Here is a 22,904-nt window from a genome sequence, read left to right as displayed (position 1 = left end):
CCTCAGTGCGACATCAGGGCCGGCACGGTCATGTGCTCCAGCATGTGCTGGGTCACGCCGCCGAGGACCAGCTCGCGCAGGCGGGCATGCCCGTAGGCGCCCATGACGACCAGATCGGCGGAACGGTCGGCCAGGTAAGACAGCAGGGTGTCGCCGATCCCGATCTCATGGGATTCCAGTCGCTCGACCTTGACCTGGCAGCCGTGGCGGGCGAGGTGCAGGGCGATGTCCGCGCCCGGCTCGGGCCCATGGCCGTCGACCGACGACCGCGCATTGATCGCGACCACGGTGACCTCCTTGGCCTGCTCGAGGATTGGCAGGCTGTCGTTGACCGCCCGCGCCGACTCGCGCCCGGCGTCCCAGGCGATGACCACCCGATCTCCGAGCGTCCCGTTGATGCCGATATAGGGAACCACCAGGACCGGCCGGCCGGAGGACAGGACCACCTCCTCGGCCAGGTGGCGGCCGCCCAAGGGGGACTCGGAAGAATCGGGCTGGCCCAGAATCAGCAGGTCCGTGTAGCGGGCATGAAGCCCCACGGTGCGCGGGACGTCAGGCTGCAGGCAGGCGTCGATCCGCGTGTCGCTCTTGACTCCGGCGCGGGCCGCCTTGTCCGTGAAACCGGCGAGGATCGCCTCGGCCTCGTCCCGCACGGTCTTGCGGCGCTGCACCAGCACTTCCTCCGGCACCTGGGCATAGACGAAGCTGGGAATCACCGGTTCGATCGCCAGGCAAAGCCCCGTCAGATGGGCGCCCTGCCGGCGCGCGAACTCAAGCGCGGCGTCCGCGCGCGCGTCGGACGCCGTCGTCTCGTCGAGATGGACCAGGAGGTTCTTGAAAGGCATGTCGATCCCTCACCTGTTTTCCGAACTGTCGCAACCGAGTCAGTCTGCCGGCGACCAGACCGCCGCCGCGGCCTCGGCTTCGGCGATCTCCTCGACGTTGAGGCGCTCGCCGAGAGCCTCCAGGTTTGCGGCGGCCGCCGGGTGGCCCTGCCGGGCTGCAAGCAGGCACCATTTGTAGGCTTCGACCCAGGCGACCGCCCCCGCGCTGCGGCTGCCGAGCAGGACGGCGGCCTCGAACTGGCCGCCAGCGATGCCTCGCTGCGCTGCGCGCCGGGCCCAGCGCAGCGCCGCGTCCCGATCGGCGGGCACGCCTTGGCCGTAGTGGTACATTCGGCCCAGTAAATAGGCGGCCATCGGATTGCCGGCCTCGCCCGCCAGGGTCAGCCAGCGCCGGGCCCGCGCGGGATCGGGCGCCACGGCGGCCTCGCCCTCGCCAGCGCCCTGGTGGTAGAGGAAGCCGAGGCTGAACTGCGCCCGGGCGTGTCCCTGCACAGCCGCCTTCTCGTACCAGGCTGCGGCCTGCCGGTAGTCGCGGGCAACGGCGATCCCGTCGCTGTAGGCGGTGCCGAGCGCGTACTGGGCCTCGGGGTCACCGGCCTCGGCCAGCCCTCGAAGCTCGGCGACCGCCGCCGCGTAGTCACCCACCAGGTAGGCCTCCCAGGCCGAGGCCGTGTCCGCCCGGGCGGCGAGCGGCAGGGCCAGCAGCAACACCAGGATCAGGGCCGAACTTCGGCGCATCATGGCCGTCCTCCGCGTCGGCAGGGACTGCGATCAGAAAACCACGCTACGGCCGCCCCCGCGCCGCTGAAATGATCTGAGTCAATCAGCCTGTCGCGGCAATCGGGCCGCCCTCCCGAGGGAAAAATGCCCTCCGCATTCGGGCGCGAACCTGATGCGGAGGGCGAAGTTACCGGGTGTAAACCACTTGGGAGGTCGTGTCGTCAGTTCGCGTCCAGGCTCTTGATGTAGGCGACCAGGGACTCGATCTCGAAGCGGCTGAGATCGAAGTCAGGCATCGGAGGGTGCGGCGCCCAAAGCCAGCTACGCAGGCGGTCCTCGGTGTAGGCCGGATCCTCAGCCATCTTCGGAAAGGGCGGTGCCGCGTCGGTGGTGGTCGCCGCGACACCGGGCGCCACCATGTGGCAGGAGCTGCACCACTCCTTCGCCAGGGCCCGACCCTCCTCGAGGTCCGACGCTGCCGCCGCGGTCCGCAGGGGCACGACGATCAGCAGGCCGGCGATCGCGGCGGCAAGGGTCAGTTCAACAGGACTGTTTTTCACGCAGCGTGCACTCCTTGAATTCAAAGGCATCGGCACTCCTCATCCGTATCGCGTCGAACGCGCGCTGATCGACGCAGTGGACCTTTGCCATGACCATCAACTCGCCATCGACCTCGCGCTCGACGACTTGGCTCAAATAGGCGACTTCGCAGCCATGCTCGAACTCGATATCGGCGCTCAGGGTGCGCTGCCACCCGTTTTCTTCCGCCAGGCTCCGTTCTGAAGGCCCCACCGCCAGGGCCGCAATCGCCAGGGCGGGCACCAAAGCGGTCAAGAAGATCGTCTGCCTCACGGCCATTAACCTCTCTTGAGCACGGGCATTTTCGAGATGCAGTCTCACCCGTTAAGGCGCCTTCCGCATTGATTCAAGTCAAGCTCCCGCAGTCAAGCCCCCGGCAGGCGGAAGGCCGCCACCAGGGGCGCGTGGAAGGACTCCGGGCTGTGGCTGCCGGTCGCATAAGCGACCAGCTCGTCGCCCAGGGCCTCGTTGTGCACCTCGATGGCCCGGTGAAAGGCCAGCAGGGCCCGGCTGACCAGCATGTGGTCCAGCATCAGGCGCCGGCCCTGGTGCAGGACCGAGAAGCGCTGGGAGTCGGGCAGGGCGCGCTCCAGCGGCACCAGGCTGCGGCCGGCCAGTGCGCCGTTGCCAGTGTCCTCCAGGTCGCCCCGGACGATCCGCAGCGGGGTCTCCTGGGCCTCGGCGTTGAAGTCGCCGCAGACCGCGATCAGCGCCTCGGGGTCGCTGTCAAAGAGCTGGTCGACCAGCCGCCGGGCTTCCAGGGCCTGGCCGCAACGTTTCAGGCTAGCCAGGTAGAACCCTTCGGCCCAGGCCGGCACCGACCTCCAGGCGAAGGCGCCGAGCTTCTGCCCGGCGATGGGCGCGGCCAGGGGCGCCCGCAGGTGCAGGTTCACGACCTCGAGGCGGCGCCGGTCGGGCAGACCAAGGCTGGCCTGCAGGATCGGCCGGTCCCAAAGGATCGGCGCGGCGTCCGAGGCCGCCGGCTCCGCCGTCACCGGGCGGTAGCTGACCGGAGGAACCAGGTCGTGGTGCAGCTGCCGGCTGGCCAGGATCGGCCAGCGAGAGAGGATCACCAGGTTGTGCTTGTCCGCCGGCTCGCCGCTTTCCCGGCGCAGACTGCAGGCCCGATGAAAGCCGGCATAGGCCGTGCCTTCGAGCAGACGGTCCAGTGCCCGAAGGCGCCGCGGCCTTCCCTTGTGGTCGCGCTGGGCGTCGACCTCCTGCAGGCAGAGCACATCGGCATCGAGCCGCTGCAGTTGAGGCCGAAGCGCGGCGACCCGCGACTCGAAGGGCGGATCCCGCCCGGGATCGTCGTCGAGGTTCTCGAGGTTGAAGCTGGCCAGACGCATCGCGTGCCGCCGTCCCGGGTTCTAGATCAAGATCGTCTCAGATTGAATCAATCTGAGACGTGAATCTTGATCTATTCCATAAGTTTAGAGCTTGATTCACGCGCCACACCGGCGCGGTGTGACGCGATCATGCTCTAGGAGTCCGCAACCGCGCGGGCCGCCGGCGCGCGCTGGGGAAGGAGCTCGGCCTCCCGTGTCTGATCGATCAGCTGGTTCACCGCATCGCGCGGCGTGCCGACCGCCTGCAGCACCTGACCGGCAAGCTGGAGGCTGGATTCCACGGTCTCCGGAACGACAAGTGTTGCGCCGCGCGCCAGCAGGTCCGCCGCATGGGAACGGTCGCGGGCGCGGACGAAGGTCTGCAACTCCGGCCAAGCGCTGCGGGCGATCGCCAGCAGCTTTCCGGCGGCCCGGAAATCGTCGAGGGTGATCACCATCGAGGCTGCCCGCTCCGCGCCGAAGCGCTCCAGGACGTCATGGCGGCAGGCGTTGCCGAAATGCACCGGCTGGCCCCGTTCTCGGCTGGCGAGGACCCGGGCCGGATCCAGGTCCAGCGCCACATAGGGAACCTTCTGGGCGTCGAGGAAGCGCGCTACGGTTTGGCCGACCCGGCCATAGCCGGCGATGATGACGTGACCTTCCAGGCCCTCGGTCTCGGTGGCGAGATGACCGGACGACCTTTCGGAATCCCTGGCGGCCAAGGCCTCCGACAGGCGGCGCGCCAGGGCGGCGACCGGAGGAGTCATGACCATGGTCAGACCGGCGACGATGACCATGAACTGCGCCACCGCTGGCGGAATCAGGCCGGCCAGCATCGCTGCCCCAACAATCACGAAGGCGAATTCGCCACCCTGCGACAACAGGAGGCCACAACGCAGGGCGATGGCAGGCGGCAAGCGGAAGGCCAGCCCCAGGGCGCTGGCGATCGCGGCCTTGAGCAGCATCAGCCCAAGCACCGAGGCGATGACCCAGAAGGCGCGGTCGGCCACCGCGGCAAAATCGATCGCCATGCCGACCGAGATGAAGAAGAGGCCCAGCAGCAGGCCCTTGAATGGCTGGATGTCGCTTTCGACCTGGTGGCGGAATTCGGTCTCGGCGAGCAGCAGCCCGGCCAGAAAGGCGCCGCTGGCCATGGACAGCCCGGCCTGGTCGGTCGCCCAGGCGGTCCCGATGATCACAAGCAGCGTCATCGCCATGAAGAGCTCCGGGCTGTGCCGCCCGGCGACCAGGTGGAACAGCGGCCTCAAGAGCAGGCGCCCCAGCAGGACGATCACGAGCAACGCCAGCCCGGCACGGCCGAGTGCGATCATCAGGCCCAAGGCCAAGGGCTCGGCGCCGCCTTTTGCCTCAGCCTGGCCGAAGATGGCGACCATGAAGAGGATCGGCACCACCGCGAGATCCTGGAACAGCAGGACCGCGAAGGTCGGCCGTCCGACCGGCGAGGCGAGCTCGGCGCGCTCGATCAGAAGCTGGGTCACAAACGCGGTCGAGGACAGCGCCAGAGCGGCACCCACCAGGATCGCCGCCGCAGGTGAGTTACCCCAGGCCCAGGCCACCAGCGCGATGGCCACGGCGGAGATCAGGACCTGCAGGGCACCGAAGCCGAAGACGTAGCGGCGCAGCGACCAGAGGCGCTCCATGGAAAGCTCGAGCCCGATGGTGAACAGCAGGAAGACTACCCCCAGCTCGGCCAGGCGGCGTACGCCCTCGGCGTCTTCGACGAAGCCCAGGCCAAAGGGCCCGACGATGGCCCCGATGGCCAGATAGACGAGGATCGGGCTGGTTCCCAGACGCCGGAATAGAGGCACCAGGAACACGCTGGCCAAGAGAAAGACCAGGACCTCGCGCAGGTAGGGAATCTCGTGACCCTCGGTCATTCTGTCTCTGCAGTCAGGCTTCGCGTTGGAGTCAGGCTCGCGACTGCGCGCGCGGAAAGGCGGCTCCGAGCGGTCCTCGCCGGTTCCGGACTAGGCCGGCGGCCTATCCCGGGAGCGGCACCACCGAGGCGATCCGAAAGGTCCTGAGCTCGCCGTCGTGCTCGCGGATGGAGACGTATTCGCCCGGCGCGAAGACATGGCTCTCGAAACGATAGCCGGCCTCGTCATCGTCGGGGTTCCCGTCGATGTCGTAATGGAAGGCCCAGGTCCGGCCCCGCGTGTGGATCAGGTGGCCGTGCTCGTCGTCCTCGCCGACCCAGAAGCGGCGGACCCGGCAGCGATCGCGATGCTTGCGCCATTCCTCGACGTCGATGTGGCCGTCTTCGCCGAGGGGCGCGACGAACTCGTAGCCACGGTCCGGACTGCCGTCCGGATAGTCATGGTCGCGCGCCAGGGTCAGGCGAATCAGCTTCAGGATCATCTCGGAACTCCTCAAGGCCTCTCGAACAGCTGCGGCTCCGCAGCGGGCCGGGACTGCAGGACTCTAGGTTGCCGTCTCTCCGGCCGCGGTTTCCGCCTCAACGTGCTGCGGATGGGTTTGCACGAAGTGCCTGAGCACCAGCCGCAGCTTCATCGCATGATCCCAATCGCCGCGACCACGCGCCGCTTCGATGTCCTCGAGGATCATGCGCTTGAGCATCGGCACGCCCTCCGGCGAATGGACCAGGTAGTTGCCGAGTTCGGCCGCCACCATCGCGGGCAGATGCTCGTGCTCCATGATAGCCTCGATCTCCTCCTCGGTCAGGTCCGACAAGGCCACGGCATCCTCGTAGGTCAACATCGCATCCTTCCTTTCGCGCGCCTCATAATCGGCGAGAGCCTGGGCGGCTTCAGTGCGCCATCAGGATCGGCAAGGACGCCCGCGCCAGCACGCTGCGCGTCGCACCGCCGAGCACAAGTTCGCGCAGGCGGCTGTGCCCGTAGCCGCCCATAACCAGCAGATCGGCTCCAAGCCCGTCGGCCGAGGCGAGCAGACGCTCGCCGACCTCGACATCTCCGAGCTTCACCAGGTGGGTCTCGGCGGCAACGCCGTGGCGGGCCAGGTAGTTCGCCAACTCGACCGGGCTGGCCTCCCAACCGTCCTGCAGCACCGTGATCACCGAGATCCGCTCGGCCACGGCGAAGAAGGGCCGCGCCGACCACACCGCCCGCGCCGCCTCGCGGGTCCCGTTCCAAGCCAGGGCCAAGTGCCGCGGCGGCACGGCCGCCGCGCTCGGGGGCGCAACGACGAGTGGCCGCCCCGTATCGAAAAGCGCGGCCTCCAGGGTCGCGATCCCGCCTGCCTCGCCCTCGTCGTCGGGCCGGGCCACCACCGTGAGGTCGAACAACCGGCCGCGCACGGCGGTTTCGGCCGCCTCGCGTCCGGTGATGTCGGTCCAGGCCAGGGCGAAGCGGCCGGCTTCCGCCTCCTGCTCGGCGCCGATCACCGGCAAGCCTTCGGAAGTCGTGAGGTCGGTGAAGATGCGTTCCGCTTCCTTGGCCCGCTGTTCGGCGCCCTGGCGCGTGCTTTCCATGATCTGGCCGATGGCGGCACCCGACATGCCTTCGGCGACCACAGGAATCACCGTCTCGGGATCGACCCGGACGTGAAGCGCTTCGACATAGGCGTCGAAGGCCTGCCCAAGCTGGGTCGCCGTGATCAGCGCCCCCTCGCTCCCGGGACCGCCGTCGATCAGTGCCAAGATCGCCGCGATGGTCATTTGCATTCCTCGCTCGCAGGTCATGTCCGGAATTCCAGGCTTCCACTCGCGCTCGGCCAGAGCATTGACCTGGGTCAACTCGGGAGACCGGCTTGAGGTGCGTTCGGGCCGCTTCCGGCCGGCGACTGTTGACGCAGATCATGGCCGGGACCGGACCAGGATTCCAGACTCCCTTCCGCCGAATTCGCCCGACCAAACCGAGGAGTCACGGCCATGGCGAAGCACAGCGATAAGGCCGACGTCAAGAGATCCCAGGACCGCGAAAAGGAGGCCGCGCCCGCCGTGACGCGGGGCATGGGCGATCCGTTCCTCGGCCTCCGGCAGGACATCGACCGCGTTTTCGACAGCTATTTCCGAGGCTGGCCGAGATTGCGCGGCTTAGATTTCGACTCCGCTCCCGGCTGGGGGCGGATGGCGGTGAGTCCCATGGCCGATATCAGTGAGAGCGATAGCGCCTACGAGATCGCGATCGAGTTGCCCGGCCTGGACGACAAGGATGTCGAGGTCTCGCTTCGCGACGACCTGCTCACGGTGTCCGGCGAAAAAAGGACCGAGCACGAAGAAAAGGAGAAGGACTACTTCCTCAGCGAACGGAGCTACGGTACCTTCAAGCGTTCCTTCCGTCTGCCCTCCGGGGTCGAGGCCGACAAGATCAAGGCAGAGATGAACAAGGGAGTCCTGTCCATAAGGCTGCCGAAATCGGCCCCTGCTCGGCGCAAGGAGCAAAAGATCGAGATTGCCGAGAAGAAGAAGTAGCGCCCGGAGGTCCGAGGAGAGCCCCCCGGCTCGGCCTCGGTTTCTCATCAACCGAATACTACGAGGCACACCACGATGACGGCCGCGAAGAAGATGACCCAGCCAAGACGAAAGAGCGAGAGCGTCACGCCCGAGGCGAAAGCCGGAGCGAGCGAGAAGGCGGAGAAGGCCGAAAAGACTTTCGACTTCGGGGACTTCGCCAAGTCGAACCAGGAGACAGTGCAAACGATGCTGGCAGCGAACCAGGCCATGCTGGACGGCTGGACCGCGCTCAATCGGGAGATCATGGCTTTTGCCGATCACCGCCTGCGCGAGGAATTCGGTCGCACGGAGTCGCTGATCGGGTGCAGCGGGCCGGAGGAGGCCCTCCGCTTACAAGCCAGCTTCGTCCAGGCCGCCGGCGAGGACTACCTGCGCGAGGCCCAGAAGCTCATGGGCATGATGATGGACATCTCACGCGACTGCTGGGCACCCGTCGAGGAACGCACCCGCGAGGCGATGAAGGCCTTCGGGCAGCCCTGACAGCGGTCTGCGCCTGTCGAGACGGAGCGGGTCTTCCCTTCGTCCCTCGGGGCGCAGGGCTTCGGGTCGCCACGCAGCTCGACGCGTGATTCGGCGTCGAGGTCCGTGAGCGAGCCCTGTCGACCTCGACCAGCGGGCGCCCCCCGCCAAGTCTCCCGCGACACAGGTCGCGCTTTACAGGGGCGGCCCGGGTGAATTCGTGCCGGATCCTGCCGGTGCTCCGTGAATATTCAGTCTCCCACTCCCCGCATTCCGACAACCCTGCCGGACGCAGGGATAAGTCGAAACCGGCCAAGTCCTGCATTTCATATTTTGGCGTGCGGTGGTTCACGCCATAATTCCTGGCTGGTCCTCAAAAGTCGGGGCACGACATGACTCGGTCAGAGCCGGGCACGGCCCAACCGGACGCGGCGATTCTTGCAGCCTTGCGGGAGGCGGGGCTTGTCGAGGGCGCCGACACGGCCTCCTTCGAGCCGCTCGCGGGCGGCGTCTCCTCGAGCATCTGGAAGGTGGTGACGCCCGAGCAGACCTTCTGCGTCAAGCGGGCGCTGCCGCAGCTCAGAGTGGCGGCCGAGTGGCACGCCCCGGTCGAACGCAACCGCTTCGAGGTTGCGTGGTACGAGATCGCCGGCAGCGTCGTGCCGGGCGCCGCGCCGCCGGTCCTCCACCACGATGCCGAAGCGATGCTTTGCGCGATGAGCTACCTCGACCCGGCGAGCCACCGCCTCTGGAAGAACGAGCTACGCGATGGCCGCGCCGACCCGGCCTTCGCGGCCGAGATCGGGCACCGCCTGGCAGCGATCCACGCGGCCACCGCCGGCGACGATGAGGTCGCCCGGCGCTTCCCCCGTCACGACATTTTCCACGCCATCCGGCTGGAGCCCTACCTCGAGGCGACCGCCGCGCGCCATCCCGACCTGCGCGAGGTCCTGTTCGGTCTGAGCGCCCGCACCGCCGAAACCCGCCTCGCGATGATCCACGGCGACGTCAGCCCCAAGAACATCCTCGCCGGCCCGGGAGGCCCAGTTTTCCTCGACGCCGAGTGCGCCTGCATCGGCGACCCGGCCTTCGATCTTGCTTTCTGCGTCAACCACCTGCTGCTGAAGTCCTTGTGGACCCCCGCGGCGCGCAACGGCTTCAACGCCGCCTTCACAGCGATGGCCAGCAGCTATCTCGCCGGGGTCGACTGGGAGCCGCCAGTCGACCTCGAGGCCCGCGCCGCGGATCTCCTGGCCGGGTTGCTGCTGGCACGGGTCGACGGTAAATCGCCGGTCGAGTACATCACCGCAGAGGCCGACCGGGAGCGGGTGCGCCGCTGCGCGCGGCGCCTTCTCTCGGCTCCCGCAGACAGGCTAGAGGCGGTTCTTGCCGCCTGGAACGAGGAACTCGATACATGAACGACACCATCGTGGCCGTCCGGGGGCGCCGGATCTGGGACTCGCGCGGCCGCCCGACCGTCGAGGCTGAGGTACGCCTCGCGGGCGGCGCCCTCGGGCGAGCCATCGCGCCTGCCGGAGCCTCGACCGGCAGCGCCGAGGCGCTCGACCGGCGCGACGGCGGCACGGCCTTCGGCGGCTTCGACGTGCGCGGTGCCGTGGCCGCGGTCGACGGCGAGATTGCCGCGCTGCTGCGCGGGCGCTCGGCCGCGGACCAGGCCGGCATCGACGCGGCCATGGTCGAACTCGACGGCACGCCCGAGCGCGCACGGCTTGGCGGCAACGCGCTGGTCGCGACGTCGATGGCGGTGGCGCAGGCCGCCGCCGCCGCGCGCGGCCTGCCGCTCTGGCGCCATCTCGCCGGCGAGGCCGACGACCTCGACCTGCCGCTGCCGGAAATCCAGGTCTTCGGCGGCGGGGCTCATGCCGGACGGCGCGTCGACGTGCAGGATTTCATGGTTATCGCGGTCGGTGCGAGCGACTACGCGCAGTCGCTGGACTGGACCGCCGAGGTCTACCGCGCTGCGGGCGAGCTGATGGCCGAGGCGGGCCGCCTGCAGGGCGTGGCCGACGAGGGGGGCTACTGGCCGGCCTTTGACAGCAACGAGGAGGCGCTGGACTACCTTCTGCGCGCCATCGAGCTGGCGGGCCGGATACCCGGCGACGAGGTGGCGATCTCGCTGGATATCGCTGCCACCGACTTCGGGCGCGGCGGCCACTATCGCCTGGCGCGCGACGGGCGCGAGGTCGACGCCGACGCGCTCGCAGCGATGCTCCTCGGCTGGCTCGAGCGCTACCCGATCGTCGCGATCGAGGATCCGCTCGGTGAGGACGACGGCGAGGCGCTGGCGCGCTTCACTGCGGCGGCCGGCCCGCGGGTCGAGGTGGTCGCCGACGACTTCATCTGCACCAACGCGCAGCGGATCCGCGACGGTGCGGCTCTCGGTGCCTGCAACACCGCGCTGATCAAGCCCAACCAAGCGGGCACCCTCAGCGAGGCACAGGCGGCGTTCGACGCGGCCCGGGCGGCCGGCTGGGAAGCCATCGTCTCGGCGCGCTCCGGCGAGAGCGAAGACGTCACGATCGTCCACCTCGCCGTCGGCTGGCGGGCAAAACAGCTCAAGGTCGGCGCCTTCGCACGATCCGAGCGCATGGCCAAGTGGAACGAAGGCCTGCGCATCGCAGAGGCGTTCGGCCAGGCAGGCGGGCGCCTGCCGGCTCGGGAGGCATTTCCCTGGGGCCGTTGAGGACGCAGTGCGGAGAGGTCCTGGCAGAAAGCCGGAACCGATAGGAAAACGCCCGACGCGGGGCTTTCGCTAGAGCATCCTGCGTTCATTCGAACGCAGATGAGCTGCTCTATCTATATGGAATAGATCAAATTATCTGCGCTCAACTGGATCCGATCGAGCGCAGTTTGATCTAGTAGCCCCCGGCGAGGTCCTCGAGAGTCTCGAGTTCGCGGAGATCGACCTGACCGTTGGGCAGAAGCGCGATCGTGCCCTGTCCTTTGAGCTGGGTCATGACCCGGCTGACCGTCTCGGTCGTCAGGCCGAGGTAGTCGCCAATATCGGCCCGGGTCATCGGAAGCCGGACCGGACTGGCCGGCCGGCCCCGGCGTTCCGCGCCCTGGGAAAGCTTGATCAGGAAGGAGGCGAGCCGCTCCTTGGCGGTCTTGCGGCCCAGCAGCAGCATCTGCTCCTGGGCGACGGCCAGTTCGTGGCTGGCAACGCCGAGGAGCCGCTTCTCGAGCTGGGGGAAGCGCTCCATCGCCGCTTCCAGCTTGCCGCGCTGGAAACGGCAGAGGGTCGCCGGAGACACCGCCTCGGCACTGAAAGCGTAGGTGTCCTGATTGGCGAGCCCGAGAAAGTCGCCGGCGAAGAGAAAGCCGGTCACCTGACGCCGGCCGTCGGGCAGGAGCTTGTAGACCTTGACGCAGCCCGCGGTCACGTTGAAGACGTAGTCCGCCCGCTCGCCCTCGTCGAACAGCGGCTGCCCCGCCTCCAACTCGACGTTGTGGACGATGTCGGCGAGCTGCTCCAGCTCGGCGCCTTCCAAGGCAGCACAGACGGTAAGGTGCCGCACGCTGCAGGCCGCGCAGGGCGATGTCGAAGGCTCCGGCCGGCTCCTGGCTTCCACCAGCCTGCGGTTCCGGACGTCGAAGGGCGACTGGTTCGTCTGGTCCATGCCTTGCTCCCCAAGACCGCGAGCAGTTTGGCCGGGAAGTCAGGGAACTGCAAGCCAAGGCTGCGAGGGCGCCTTCCGGGCAGACCGAGGGCGTTAACCGCCAGCCCGTCGCCTCGGCCTCGTTGACCTATGTCAATGCCCTTGTCTGTTGCCGCACCCTAGCCTGCCGCAGGCTGAAAAGGACACGGCTGACCCATGCAAAACCTGAGAATTCGACCGCTGGAGGCCGAGCGGGTGGCCCAGTGCTTCCCCCTGGTGCATCTGACGGCCCCGAGCATGACCGCCAGCGCGTGGCTGGATTTTGCCGAGGGCCATATGGCCCGGGGTCATCCGGAGCCGAACGGCATACTGGTCGCCGAGAAGCTAGAAAGCTGCATCCTCGGGCTAGCGGTCTATAGCATAGAGAAGGATCCGATCCAGGGCCGCACCTTGCTGGTCAAGAACCTCATCGCCCACGACTATTTCGCCTCGGGTCGCCGACAGGTCGAGCACGCTCTCATCACCGCGGTCGAGAACCTGGCCCGCGGCAAGGGCTGCCGTGCCGTCCACGTCATCATGCCCGCCGCCAGCGTCCAGCTCTTCCCGAGCGGTCTTCACGACGCTCTGGAATCAGAGGGCCACAAGCTCTCCGGCCTCAGCTATTGCAAGCCTCTGCCGCCGATGGATCGCTCCTTCCACAGCTAGGCGCCGGGGCTGGGCAGGGACCGTGGAACGCAAAGAGCATTTCAACTTCTGGTACTTCGTGATCGCCTTCCTGGCCGTGCTTCTGCTCCAGCACTGGCTGGCGGGGTTGCAGCAGGTCGAGACCATACCCTACAGCAGGTTCCAGACCCTGCTCCGCGAGGGCAAGGTTGCCGAGATCTCGATCGCCGAGGACCACATCCGCGGCCGGCTTCACAGCCCCCTGCCCGACGGCCGGGACCAGATCTATACCGTGCGGGTCGACAGCGACTTGGCCCGCGACCTGGAGGAGACCGGCGTCACCTTCACCGGGGTGGTCAAGAACACCTTTCTCGCCACCCTGCTGTCCTGGACCGTCCCGGTCCTGATCTTCGTTGTCGCCTGGCTCTACATCTTCCGGCGCATGGCCGAGAAGCAGGGCATGGGCGGGTTTCTGTCGATCGGCCGCAGCAAGGCCAAGATCTACATGGAGAAGGAGGTCGGGGTCACCTTCGACGACGTCGCCGGGGTCGAGGAAGCGAAGGAGGAGCTGCAGGAGATCGTCCGCTTCCTGACGGAGCCCGAGGCCTGGGGCCGGCTCGGCGCGCGGATACCCAAGGGCGTCCTGCTGGTCGGGCCGCCCGGCTGCGGCAAGACCCTGCTCGCGCGGGCGGTGGCCGGCGAGGCCGGCGTGCCCTTCTTCTCGATCAGCGGCTCCGAGTTCGTCGAGATGTTCGTCGGGGTCGGCGCCGCCCGGGTCCGCGACCTCTTCGAGCAGGCCCGGAAGTCGGCGCCCTGCATCATCTTCATCGACGAACTCGACGCCCTGGGCCGGGCCCGGGGCCTGTCGCCGGTCGGCGGCGGCAGCGACGAGAAGGAGCAAACCCTGAACCAGCTCCTGGCCGAGCTCGACGGCTTCGACCCCTCCTCCGGCGTGGTGCTGCTCTCGGCCACCAACCGCCCCGAGATCCTGGACACCGCCCTGCTGCGGCCGGGCCGCTTCGACCGGCAGATCCTGGTCGACCGGCCCGACAAGCTCGGCCGGGTCGCGATCCTCGGGGTGCACCTGCGCGACATCCGGCTCGGCCCCGACATCGACGCCGAAAAGATCGCCGAACTGACCGCCGGCTTCACCGGCGCCGACCTCGCCAACCTGGTCAACGAGTCCGCCATCCTGGCGACCCGCCGCGGCGGCGAGGCCGTGACCATGGACGACGTGGTGCGCGCCATCGAGCGCATCGTCGCCGGCCTGGAGAAGAAGAACCGCCTGCTCAATCCCAGGGAGCGCAAGATCGTCGCCTACCACGAGACCGGCCACGCCCTGGTCGCCATGGCCCTGCCCGGCAGCGACGAGGTCCACAAGATCTCGATCATCCCGCGCGGGATCGGCGCCCTGGGCTACACCATCCAGCGGCCGACCGAGGACCGCTACCTCATGACCCGGGCGGAGCTGGAGAACAAGATGGCGGTGCTGCTGGGCGGCCGCGCCGCCGAGATGCTGGTCTTCGGCGAGCTCTCGACCGGGGCCGCGGACGACCTCAACCGGGCGACCGAGGTGGCGCGCTCCATGGTCATGCGCTACGGCATGGACGCCACGCTCGGCCAGGCGGTCTACGCCGAGGAGACCCCGCAGTTCCTGGACAACCCGCCGCGCGGCCTGCCCGGCTTCACCCGCGGCGCCACCCACAGCCAGGAGACCGCGCGCGAGATCGACTGCGCGGTCCGCGCCCTGCTGGACGCCGCCTTCGAGTCCGCGACGAAGATCCTGGAACGGCACCGCAAGCTGCTGGACGAGACGGCCCGCCGCCTCCTGGAGAAGGAAACCCTCGCCGGCGACGAGCTGCCCAAGCTGCCCCCGACGCCACAGGCCGGGCACAGGGCGGCCTAGGCGTGACCTCTCAATAGCCTGTCCACTCGGCCGTGACGCAGATCAACACGATCACGGCTCGGCGCGGTTGATCTGAATCTAAAAGTCCGAGCCACCCTTCGGAGGTCTCGATGCAAGCGACCCGGACATGGATCGTCGTCGCCGACGGTGCGGCGGCGCGGATCTTGGAGAACACAGGTCCCGGCAAGGGCTTGGCGCCGGTCAGCGACGGCGAGATGCAGGGCTCCCGTGCCGCGACGCGCGAGGTGGGGAGCGATCGGCCGGGCCGAGTGCACGACCGGAAGGGCCTGGGGCGCCACGCCATGGCACCGCGCGCCGACTGGCACCAGCAGGAGAAGCAAGACTTCCTCAAGGCCGTGGCGGCGCGTCTGGATGCCGCGGCCGCCGAAAGAGTCTTCGACCGTCTGATCCTGGTCGCACCGGCAAAGGCCCTCGGGGAACTCCGCGCCGCCCTTGGTCGCGGTGCGACGGCCAAGGTCACGGGCGAGCTCTCGAAGGACTTGACCAAGATCCCGACCCAGGCATTGCCCGGCCATCTCGACGAGCTGATCGCTCTGTAGCCCGCCCCGGACGCGGCGTTGAAGATTGGCAGTCGCCCCTCAACCCCTGGTATTCCGAACCCCAGGACCTAGTCGGAGGAGATCACCCAAAGTATATAGGGACTGATACACGTAATTGATAAACTTAAGCATCTTGCTCAGGTCTCTGTGGCAAGACGACATCTCTTTGTCATTTCTGGGACTCTTGTTCAGCTCAGCGCCTCGGGCTAATCGTACCCTTTGATTGTCTTGGTACAGGGAGTTCCCAGATGAGGTCGCTGGAGAGTGCGAGGGTTAGGGGCGCAGCTTTCTCCCTGGCCTGCTTGATTGCCTTCGGCATCGCAGAGGACGCGGTTGCGCAGTCGTCGCCCGGCAACGCCAAGTTCCAAAGGGAGCAGGCTGCGGCAAACGCCAACACCGTGACCATCATGGCCGCGGGCCGCTCGGGCACCTACATCAAGCTGGTCGAGGACCTGCAGAACGTGCTCGACGACACCCGCGGCAACGAGTTGCGCATCCTGCCGGTGATCGGCCGCGGCGGCGCCCAGAACATGCGCGACGTCCTGATGCTGAAGGGCGTCGACATGGGCCTGACGGAGTCGGGCTACTTCGCCTACTTCAAGAACCGCGACCCCGAACTCTACAACAACATCAACCGGGTCATCCACTACATCGCGAAGCTCTACAACGCCGAGTTTCACGTCATGGCCCGCAAGGACATCCGGAGCATCGAGCAGCTGCGCGGCAAGAAGGTCAACTTCTGGAAGCCCTTGAGCGCGACCGACATCGGCAGCCAGACGGTGTTCCGGATCCTCGGCGTCGACGTCGAGCCGGTCTACCTGGATCAGGAGCTCGCCACCTTCAAGCTGAAGAACGGCGAAATCGCGGCCATGGCGCGCATGGCCGGCTCGCCCCTGCCCGCCTTCACCGGGATCACGCCCGAGGACGACCTGCACTTCGTGCCGCTGACCGACCCCCAGAATCCCAACCCCAACTACCAGAAGCTCTTGGCGGTCTATCTGCCGGCGACCCTCAAGAGCGAGGCTTATCCGGCCGTGATCCCGGAGGGCCAGTCGGTCCAGACCGTCGCCACCAGCGTCGTGCTGGCGACTTATGCCTGGCCGAAGGGGACCGAACGCTACCGGCGCGTCGCCCGCTTCGTGACCCGCTTCTTCGACAACTTCGAGAAGCTGCGCCAGGAGCCGCGGAACCCCAAGTGGCGATCCATCAACCTGGCCGCCGAGGTGCCCGGCTGGACGCGTTTCGCCGCCGCCGAGGAATGGCTGGCGACAAACAGCAACGCGCCGGCCAGCGAGCTCAAGACCGCCTTCAACCGCTTCCTGTCGACCTTCCAGCAGTCCACGGGCGTGCGGAACATCTCCAATCAGCAGAGGGAGCAGCTCTTCGAGGAGTTCGTCCGCTGGTACAACACCCAGCGGTAGAGCATCCTGCCTTCATTCGAGCGAAGGCAAGCTGCTCTATCTGTATGAAATGGGTCAAATTATCTGCGCTCGTTTGATCTAGCGCGAAGTCGGAGGATGGGTGACGGCCGCCGTCTGGCCGCGGCCGTAGCGATCTGCCTATAATCGAGCAATCATTGGTGCCCTGCTCACAAGTCCCTCCCCCGCGAGGGATGTGGCGGGGTTTTTGTACGCAAGGGAGGAACGATGTTCAGAGCGAGTGTTTGGATGGCCGGCGCCGCCTTCGCGGCCCTGGCGCTGGCGGTCACCGGGACCAGCGCCCAGGCGGCCGATATCCCCTGCCGGACTGCAAAGCTGATCGTGCCCTGGGGCGCCGGCGGCGGCACCGACGTGATCTTCCGCACCTTCGTCGAGTCCGTGAACAAGCAAGGTGCGAAGCCGCAGCTCCAGGTCGTCAACATCAGCGGCCAGGGCGGCAACAAGGGCGCGAAGGAAGCCAGGAGCGCGAAGGCTGACGGCTGCACGCTCTTCGCGATCCACCAGAGCGCCCTGACCAGCTTCTTGAGCGGCCGGGTCGACTTCACCTGGGACGCCTTCGAGCCGGTCTCACTGCTGACCCGCACGCCGGCCATCTTCGGCGCCAACCCGGACGTGCCCTACAACGACCTGGGCGAGCTGGTGGCGGCGGCCAAGGAGAAGCCCGGCGAAATCATCGCCGGCGGCACCCTGGGCTCGACCAGCCACTTCATCTTCCTGCTGCTCGAGGACGCGGCCGGGATCAAGTTCAAGCACGTCTCCTACGACGGCACCCGCCAGCGCATGACCGCGCTGCTGGCCAAGAACATCGAGCTGGGCGAGATCAACCTCGCCTCCGCGAAGAAGTACATCGCGACCGGGGAGCTCAAGGCCCTCGGCATCACCACCGCCGAGCGGAACCCCGAGATCGCCGACGTCAAGACCGCCAAGGAGCAGGGCTACGACCTGATCTACGGCACCGACCGCGGGGTCGTGCTGCCGAAGGGCACGCCGAAGGCGGTCGTCGACCACTACGCGGCGCTGCTGAAGAAGGCGGCCGAGGATCCGGCCGTGGTCGAGGCCATGACCGCCAAGGGAACCAGCATCAACTACCTGGGCCCCAAGGACTACCGGGCCTATTTCGAGGAAACCTTCACGACCTGGAAGCGCATCGCAACCGAGGTCGGGATGTACAAGGGCGGCTGAGACCTTCTCATTTCGCGGCCGGGGCGGCGTCGCCGTCCCGGCCATTTCTGTTTTCTTGAAAGTCGGCTCGGGCCATGCAGCCTCGCATCAATCGCGACTCCCTTTCCGCGGTCTTCCTGCTGCTGTTCTGCGGCGTCTTCATCGCCGCCAGCTTCGATATCGAGGCGACCAACTACGGCACCCTGCAGTCCTCGGTCTGGCCGCAGATCATCCTAGGGGCGCTCAGCCTCTTCTCGCTGCTGCTGCTGACCCAGGCGCTGCGCAGCCCGCCGGCGGCCGGCGAAGGCGGCGGCCTGCGCGACTGGCTGCGGCGCTACCGCAACCCGCTGATCTGCTACGCGCTGTTCCTGGGCTTCCTGGTCAGCCTGCCGATTCTCGGCATGCTCCTGGGCGGGATCCTCTTCGTCCTGCTGATGCTGACCATTCTCGGCGGCAGCAAGGCGGCGCAGCTGCCCCTGCACCTCGCCATCGCGGTGATCTCGGTCGGGGCGATGTGGGCGATCTTCACCTACGCGCTCGGCGTCTTCCTGCCGGGCGGCGTCATCCTGAACCTGCAATAGGCCAGGGCCGGGGGGCGGCGGGGCATGCTGATCGAGAACCTGGGCGGCGCCTTCGCGGAGGTCTTCTCGCTCGGCAACCTGATGTTGATGTTCCTCGGGGTCTCGGCCGGGCTGATCGCCGGCTCGATCCCGGGCTTCACCATCACCATGGCGGTGGTGCTGACCCTGCCCTTCACCTTCGGGCTCAGCGCGGTCGAGGGCCTGGCGACCATGATCGGGGTCTTTGTCGGCGGCCTCTCCGGCGGCCTGATGTCCGGCATGCTGACCGGGATCCCGGGCACGCCGTCGTCGGTCGCCACGACCTTCGACGGCTTCCCCATGGCCCGCGGCGGCCGGCCCGGCCTGGCCCTGGGAATCGGCATTTGGTCGTCCTTCTTCGGCGGCATCCTGAGCGCCTGCCTGCTGGTCGCCCTGGCCCCGCAGCTGGCCCGCATCGGCCTGGAGTTCGGGCCCTGGGACTACTTCGCCCTGGTGCTCTTCGCCCTGACCATCACCGCAAGCCTGTCCGGCGAGAACCTGGTCAAGGGCGTGATCGCCGGCCTGCTCGGCCTGCTGGTCGCGACCATCGGCGAGGACGAGGTCAATGGCGTCGCCCGCTTCGATTTCGGCGTCGACGCCCTCAGGCAGGGCTTCGCCTTCCTGCCGGTCCTGGTCGGCCTCTTCGCCTTCAGCCAGCTCCTGAGCGACGTCCGCGACGTGGCCGCCGCGCGGCGGCCCCTGATGGAGAAGAGCGCCCAGGCGGTGCGAGTCGAGCACCTCAAGGCGATCCGCGAGATCGTCCGGCACTGGGCGCAGCTGATCCGCTCCGCCTTGATCGGCACCTTCACCGGCATCCTGCCGGCGGCCGGCGGCTCGATCTCCAACATCCTGGCCTACGACCAGGCCAAGAAGGCCTCGCGCAATCCCGAGGCCTTCGGCAGCGGCACGCCGGAAGGCATCATCGCCCCGGAATCCTCCAACAACGCGACCGCCGGCGGCGCCCTGATCACCATGATGGCCCTCGGCATCCCCGGCGACGTGGTCACCGCGGTCATGCTGGGCGCCCTCTTGATCCACAACGTCCAGCCCAGCCCGACCTTCATCTCCGACAATCCCCAGCTCGCCTATGCCATCTTCGTCGCCTTCTTCCTGGCGCACTTCATCATGATCGCCATGCAGGCGGTCTGCCTGCGGGCCTTCCTGCTGGTCGTGCGGGTGCCGATGTACACCCTGGCCTCGGTGATCCTGCTCTACTGCGCGATCGGCGTCTTCGCGCTGAACAACGTCACCTTCGACATCTGGACCCTGTTCGTCTTCGGCGTCCTCGGCTACGTCCTGAAAACCCTGGGCTTTCCGCTGGCGCCGATGATCCTGGGCGTGGTCCTGGGCCACGTTGCCGAGCTCAACCTGTCGCGCGCCCTGGCGATCTCCGAGGACCTCTCGCTCTTCGTGACCCGGCCCTGGGCCTTGTTCTTCCTGGTGATCTCAGTCTTCTCGGCGGCCTTTCCCTGGTACCAGGCGCGGCGCCACGAGGCGCGCTGGACCCTGTTCTACTTCCCGGCCTTCTGCCTCGCCATCGTGCCGCCGCTCTTCCTGATGGACGGGGTGGTCCGGCCCGTCCTGGCCGGCGTCTTGCTGTTGCTCGCCGTCTTCACCCTTTGGCGCCACCAGCGCGCCGGCTGGCGGCTGCCGCTGCGCGGCAGCGGCGCCGAGGTCTCGCAGCTCCGCGAGACCTGAGACAGGAACAAAGGCGGCGCCCAGGTTGTTCCCCGAGTGAGGCCACCGCTCGCTTTGGAGGAACCGCCATGAAGCTCAACGTCCCCGCCTTCGCGCTCGCCTTCGCTCTCTGGTGGGGCGGCAGCGTTTTCTTCCTGACCTGGTGGGTGATCCTCGCCGGCGGCGGCACCTCGGGGCCCTCGCCGGTCGGGCAGATCTATCTCGGCTACAGCGTCACGCCCTTGGGGAGCCTGGTCGGTCTGGCTTGGGGCTTCGCCGACGGCTTGATCGGCGGTGCCTTGCTGGCCTGGCTCTACAACCTGCTGGCTTCGAGGCTGACCAAGCGCACGCCCGAGTCGACGGCGCAAGGGCGCGCATCGTAGCCGCAGCGACCTAGTCTCAAGCCCCAACCCGCAAGGGCGCCGTCAGACCGCGCAGGGTGGCGATCACGCTTAGGGCGGTGATCTTGCCGGTGCGCGGGTTCGCTTCGCTGGGCAGGTTCTCGATCTGCATCTCGAAGCGGGCGCTGTCGGCGTCGACCTCGATCCGGTGGGTGTTGCGGGTCAAGGCCGGATCCGCCCAGATCTCCAGCTCTGTACGCTCCGGCCCGATGCCGGCGAGGCTGAGCGCTGCCGCCACGTTGACGTTGGCCGGGAAGCCCAAGGCCCCCTCGCGCGCGGTCCCGCGGAATATGAGGCGGGGCTCGGTCAGCCCTTCGAGGTCGATACCCTGTTGCTCGAGGTAAGGTGCCCCGGCCAGGGAGACCGGCGGCTTGCGGGTCACCATGCGCACCGCATGGATCTCGCCCTCGGCGGCGGCGCGGACCGCATCGAGTCCCAGCAGGGCGCCGCTCGGCACGACGATCTGGGCGCCGCTCGCCTTGGCGCGCTCAACCAGATCCCAGCGGCGCAGGAGCACGCCGCAGCTCACCGTGACCAGGCGGCGACCCGCCGCAACGGCCGGCTCGGCCAAGTCGGCAAAGGCCGCCGCTGGCACGCATTCGACCACGACCTCGGCCAGCCCCGCGAGCTCGTCCAGCGCCACAACCGGGACCGGCTGCGCGAAGTCGGACATGCGCCGGCCCGCGGCCTCTCGGTCGCGCGCCGAGACCGCCACCAGCCGCAGCCCCGGCACCCCGCGATCCAGGGCGCGCGCCACCTGCCTGCCGATCGCGCCGAAGCCCCCGACGGCGACCCCGAGCGACACCCGATTCGCTTCCGTCATCACCCCTCTCCCGCATCTGGCGGGGCAGCCTACGTGAAGCTGCGGCAATCCGCGAGCCTTGCCCACCGCGCGGCGCGATTGACTTGGGTCAACGATCCCGGCGCAATTTCGGGGAAGACTCGAAGCAGGTTCAAGGGATTCACGCTGGAGGGCCGGCCATGACGTTCATGGAGTGGACACCCGAGATGAGCGTCGGCCTTGCCGAGCTCGACGACGACCACAAGATGCTGGTGCGGGTCATCAACCAGCTTGCCAACAACGCAGGCCAGCCCGGTGCCCTGCGGCAGTGCATCTTCGCACTGATGCGCTATGCCGAGTTCCACTTCGCCCGCGAAGAGCACGTTCTGCAGGCCTGCGGCTTCCAGGAGCTGCCGGAGCACAAGGCCGAGCACGAGGACTTCACGGCGGAGATCCAGGCCCTGGCCAAGCGCTTCGAAGAGGACCCCGAGGCGGCGGCCCCGGAGATCAACGACAAGCTGCTGGACTACCTGAAGAACTGGCTCACCCACCACATCCTGATCGTCGACATGGCCTACCGGCCGCTGGTCGAGGACAAGGCGGAGGCCCGCAGCGCCGCGCAAGCCTTCAAGGCCGCCGAGCTTTGGCGGGCCAGCTGAGCCGGGAGGGCGCGGATCGAAAGGCGCCGATCGCCGATCAGCCGTCCTGTTCGACCAGATCGCGGTAGGCGTGCCAGGTCGCGTGGCCGATCAGCGGCAGGGCGACGACCAGACCGAGATAGGCGGTGACCAGCCCGGCCCCCGTGAAGAGCACGATCAGAGCCGCCCAGACCGCCATCGGCGCGAGGTTGTGGCGCACCGCCGCCACGCTGGTCGCGATCGCCAGGATCACGTTGACGTTGCGGTCCAGCAGCATCGGGATCGACACCGCCGAGATGGAGAAGACCAGGGCCGACAAGACCGCGCCCACGCTGACCCCGACGATCAGGAAGGGGATGGCTTCGGCGGAAAAGAAGACGTCCATGATGAGGTTGTTCGGATCCGGCGGATTGCTGGCGAAGAACAGGGCGAAGATCAGGGTCGCCAGGCGAATCCAGAACAACAGGAACAGCATCAGGGCCAGCCCCATCAGGGCGATCTGCGCCGGATTGCGCCGGAAGGCCGACACCGCGATTCCGAGGGAGACCGTCTCGCCCTTGGCCAGGCGGCTGCTGACCTCGTAGAGGCCGACCGCCATGATCGGGCCGACCAGCATGAAGCCGGCGCTGAGCGGCAAAACCACAAAAAAGCCGCCGTAGCGCTCGGCCGAGATTCCCGAGGCCCAGACCACCGCCAGGATGGCGAAGCCGGCCAAGGCGAAGACCAGGCCGTAGCCCAGGCTGACCGCCGGCGCCTTGCGCAGATCGCCCCAGCCGGCCGCCAGCCAAGCCCAGGGCCGGTCGAGCCCGACCTGACGGATCTTGGGCGAAGGTGTCGAGAACACGGGCACTGCTTCGGACATCGGCTCAAACCTCCCGCTCGTAACGGCGCCTGAAGACAAGCGCAGTCTTAGCTTGGCGCGCAAGCTAGGCAATCTCAAGGGCGGACGAATTGATTTGGATCAAGGCCCGGGATTCTGTCCTATGCTGCAACTGCGAAACGAAATTCGGCCGGGAGTTCGGCGGCCGGATCGCCTTTCTTTTGGTTTCGTGTAGTCTGGGTTTGACCGACA

The 22,904-nt window shown here is 67.8% G+C and carries 25 protein-coding genes; 13 read left to right on the top strand and 12 right to left on the bottom strand.

Going from position 1 to position 22,904, the window contains the following annotated elements; genetic code table 11:
• Positions 1-2: 2 nt before the first annotated feature.
• The 9 genes from QNJ30_02870 to QNJ30_02830 all read right to left on the bottom strand — a co-directional run bounded on the left by QNJ30_02870 (position 3) and on the right by QNJ30_02830 (position 7,130).
• Positions 3-845, bottom strand: coding sequence for a universal stress protein (locus QNJ30_02870; protein MDJ0942375.1), 843 nt, complete (start codon positions 843-845; stop codon positions 3-5).
• Positions 846-884: 39 nt separating this feature from the next.
• Positions 885-1,586, bottom strand: a complete 702-nt coding sequence (locus QNJ30_02865; protein MDJ0942374.1) for a tetratricopeptide repeat protein — start codon at positions 1,584-1,586, stop codon at positions 885-887.
• A 200-nt stretch (positions 1,587-1,786) separates the two neighbouring features.
• Complete coding sequence (locus QNJ30_02860) at positions 1,787-2,125, bottom strand: cytochrome c (GenBank protein MDJ0942373.1); 339 nt, start codon at positions 2,123-2,125, stop codon at positions 1,787-1,789.
• Positions 2,106-2,423 carry a hypothetical protein gene (locus QNJ30_02855; protein ID MDJ0942372.1) on the bottom strand — a complete coding sequence of 106 codons (318 nt, stop codon included), beginning with the start codon at positions 2,421-2,423 and terminating at the stop codon, positions 2,106-2,108. Before QNJ30_02855 ends, QNJ30_02860 begins: the two co-directional genes overlap by 20 nt.
• Before the next feature lie 86 nt (positions 2,424-2,509).
• Positions 2,510-3,493, bottom strand: coding sequence for an endonuclease/exonuclease/phosphatase family protein (locus QNJ30_02850; GenBank protein MDJ0942371.1), 984 nt, complete (start codon positions 3,491-3,493; stop codon positions 2,510-2,512).
• A gap of 134 nt (positions 3,494-3,627) precedes the next feature.
• A complete protein-coding gene (locus QNJ30_02845) occupies positions 3,628-5,370 on the bottom strand; it encodes a monovalent cation:proton antiporter-2 (CPA2) family protein (protein ID MDJ0942370.1) in 1,743 nt (580 codons plus the stop codon).
• A 103-nt stretch (positions 5,371-5,473) separates the two neighbouring features.
• Positions 5,474-5,851 (bottom strand): hypothetical protein, encoded by a 378-nt coding sequence (locus tag QNJ30_02840; GenBank protein ID MDJ0942369.1) that lies wholly within the window; start codon positions 5,849-5,851, stop codon positions 5,474-5,476.
• A 63-nt stretch (positions 5,852-5,914) separates the two neighbouring features.
• Positions 5,915-6,211, bottom strand: coding sequence for a hypothetical protein (locus tag QNJ30_02835; GenBank protein MDJ0942368.1), 297 nt, complete (start codon positions 6,209-6,211; stop codon positions 5,915-5,917).
• Positions 6,212-6,260: 49 nt separating this feature from the next.
• Positions 6,261-7,130: a universal stress protein gene (locus QNJ30_02830; protein ID MDJ0942367.1), complete on the bottom strand. Its 870-nt coding sequence runs from the start codon at positions 7,128-7,130 to the stop codon at positions 6,261-6,263.
• A gap of 213 nt (positions 7,131-7,343) precedes the next feature.
• Here QNJ30_02830 and QNJ30_02825 point away from each other — a divergent pair, with 213 nt between their 5' ends.
• The 4 genes from QNJ30_02825 (at position 7,344) to QNJ30_02810 (ending at position 11,091) form a co-directional block, all read left to right on the top strand.
• A complete protein-coding gene (locus QNJ30_02825) occupies positions 7,344-7,886 on the top strand; it encodes an Hsp20/alpha crystallin family protein (GenBank protein MDJ0942366.1) in 543 nt (180 codons plus the stop codon).
• A 75-nt stretch (positions 7,887-7,961) separates the two neighbouring features.
• Entirely contained in the window at positions 7,962-8,408 is a 447-nt protein-coding gene (locus tag QNJ30_02820) for a phasin family protein (GenBank protein ID MDJ0942365.1), read from the top strand.
• Between the two features lie 371 nt (positions 8,409-8,779).
• Positions 8,780-9,805: an aminoglycoside phosphotransferase family protein gene (locus QNJ30_02815; protein ID MDJ0942364.1), complete on the top strand. Its 1,026-nt coding sequence runs from the start codon at positions 8,780-8,782 to the stop codon at positions 9,803-9,805.
• Positions 9,802-11,091 carry an enolase C-terminal domain-like protein gene (locus QNJ30_02810; GenBank protein MDJ0942363.1) on the top strand — a complete coding sequence of 430 codons (1,290 nt, stop codon included), beginning with the start codon at positions 9,802-9,804 and terminating at the stop codon, positions 11,089-11,091. The genes QNJ30_02815 and QNJ30_02810 overlap by 4 nt, the downstream gene beginning before the upstream one ends.
• Before the next feature lie 172 nt (positions 11,092-11,263).
• Here the strand turns inward: QNJ30_02810 and QNJ30_02805 are convergent, their stop codons facing one another.
• Positions 11,264-12,028, bottom strand: a complete 765-nt coding sequence (locus QNJ30_02805; GenBank protein MDJ0942362.1) for a helix-turn-helix domain-containing protein — start codon at positions 12,026-12,028, stop codon at positions 11,264-11,266.
• Between the two features lie 195 nt (positions 12,029-12,223).
• Between QNJ30_02805 and QNJ30_02800 the strand changes: the two genes are divergently transcribed.
• From QNJ30_02800 to QNJ30_02765, 8 genes are all read left to right on the top strand, one after another.
• Complete coding sequence (locus QNJ30_02800) at positions 12,224-12,712, top strand: hypothetical protein (GenBank protein MDJ0942361.1); 489 nt, start codon at positions 12,224-12,226, stop codon at positions 12,710-12,712.
• A gap of 22 nt (positions 12,713-12,734) precedes the next feature.
• Positions 12,735-14,576, top strand: coding sequence for an ATP-dependent zinc metalloprotease FtsH (gene ftsH, locus QNJ30_02795; protein ID MDJ0942360.1), 1,842 nt, complete (start codon positions 12,735-12,737; stop codon positions 14,574-14,576).
• A 110-nt stretch (positions 14,577-14,686) separates the two neighbouring features.
• Positions 14,687-15,136, top strand: coding sequence for a host attachment protein (locus QNJ30_02790; protein ID MDJ0942359.1), 450 nt, complete (start codon positions 14,687-14,689; stop codon positions 15,134-15,136).
• 248 nt (positions 15,137-15,384) lie between these two features.
• Positions 15,385-16,557 (top strand): TAXI family TRAP transporter solute-binding subunit, encoded by a 1,173-nt coding sequence (locus tag QNJ30_02785; GenBank protein ID MDJ0942358.1) that lies wholly within the window; start codon positions 15,385-15,387, stop codon positions 16,555-16,557.
• A 225-nt stretch (positions 16,558-16,782) separates the two neighbouring features.
• Positions 16,783-17,757, top strand: a complete 975-nt coding sequence (locus tag QNJ30_02780) for a tripartite tricarboxylate transporter substrate binding protein (GenBank protein ID MDJ0942357.1) — start codon at positions 16,783-16,785, stop codon at positions 17,755-17,757.
• A 74-nt stretch (positions 17,758-17,831) separates the two neighbouring features.
• On the top strand, positions 17,832-18,317 hold the full coding sequence (locus QNJ30_02775; protein MDJ0942356.1) for a tripartite tricarboxylate transporter TctB family protein: 486 nt from the start codon (positions 17,832-17,834) through the stop codon (positions 18,315-18,317).
• Between the two features lie 24 nt (positions 18,318-18,341).
• Positions 18,342-20,033, top strand: a complete 1,692-nt coding sequence (locus QNJ30_02770) for a tripartite tricarboxylate transporter permease (protein MDJ0942355.1) — start codon at positions 18,342-18,344, stop codon at positions 20,031-20,033.
• Between the two features lie 68 nt (positions 20,034-20,101).
• On the top strand, positions 20,102-20,395 hold the full coding sequence (locus QNJ30_02765; GenBank protein ID MDJ0942354.1) for a bacteriophage holin: 294 nt from the start codon (positions 20,102-20,104) through the stop codon (positions 20,393-20,395).
• A 16-nt stretch (positions 20,396-20,411) separates the two neighbouring features.
• Here QNJ30_02765 and QNJ30_02760 read toward each other — a convergent pair whose 3' ends face one another.
• Complete coding sequence (locus QNJ30_02760) at positions 20,412-21,236, bottom strand: aspartate dehydrogenase (GenBank protein ID MDJ0942353.1); 825 nt, start codon at positions 21,234-21,236, stop codon at positions 20,412-20,414.
• 158 nt (positions 21,237-21,394) lie between these two features.
• Here QNJ30_02760 and QNJ30_02755 point away from each other — a divergent pair, with 158 nt between their 5' ends.
• Complete coding sequence (locus QNJ30_02755) at positions 21,395-21,853, top strand: bacteriohemerythrin (GenBank protein ID MDJ0942352.1); 459 nt, start codon at positions 21,395-21,397, stop codon at positions 21,851-21,853.
• Positions 21,854-21,890: 37 nt separating this feature from the next.
• Here QNJ30_02755 and QNJ30_02750 read toward each other — a convergent pair whose 3' ends face one another.
• A complete protein-coding gene (locus tag QNJ30_02750; protein ID MDJ0942351.1) occupies positions 21,891-22,694 on the bottom strand; it encodes a DUF2189 domain-containing protein in 804 nt (267 codons plus the stop codon).
• Positions 22,695-22,904 lie beyond the last annotated feature (210 nt).

The sequence above is a fragment of the Kiloniellales bacterium genome (assembly GCA_030066685.1).
Lineage (GTDB): Bacteria > Pseudomonadota > Alphaproteobacteria > Kiloniellales > JAKSBE01 > JAKSBE01.
The sequence above is the reverse complement of the archived record's forward strand: the minus strand, read 5'-3'. Positions and strand labels throughout refer to the sequence as shown.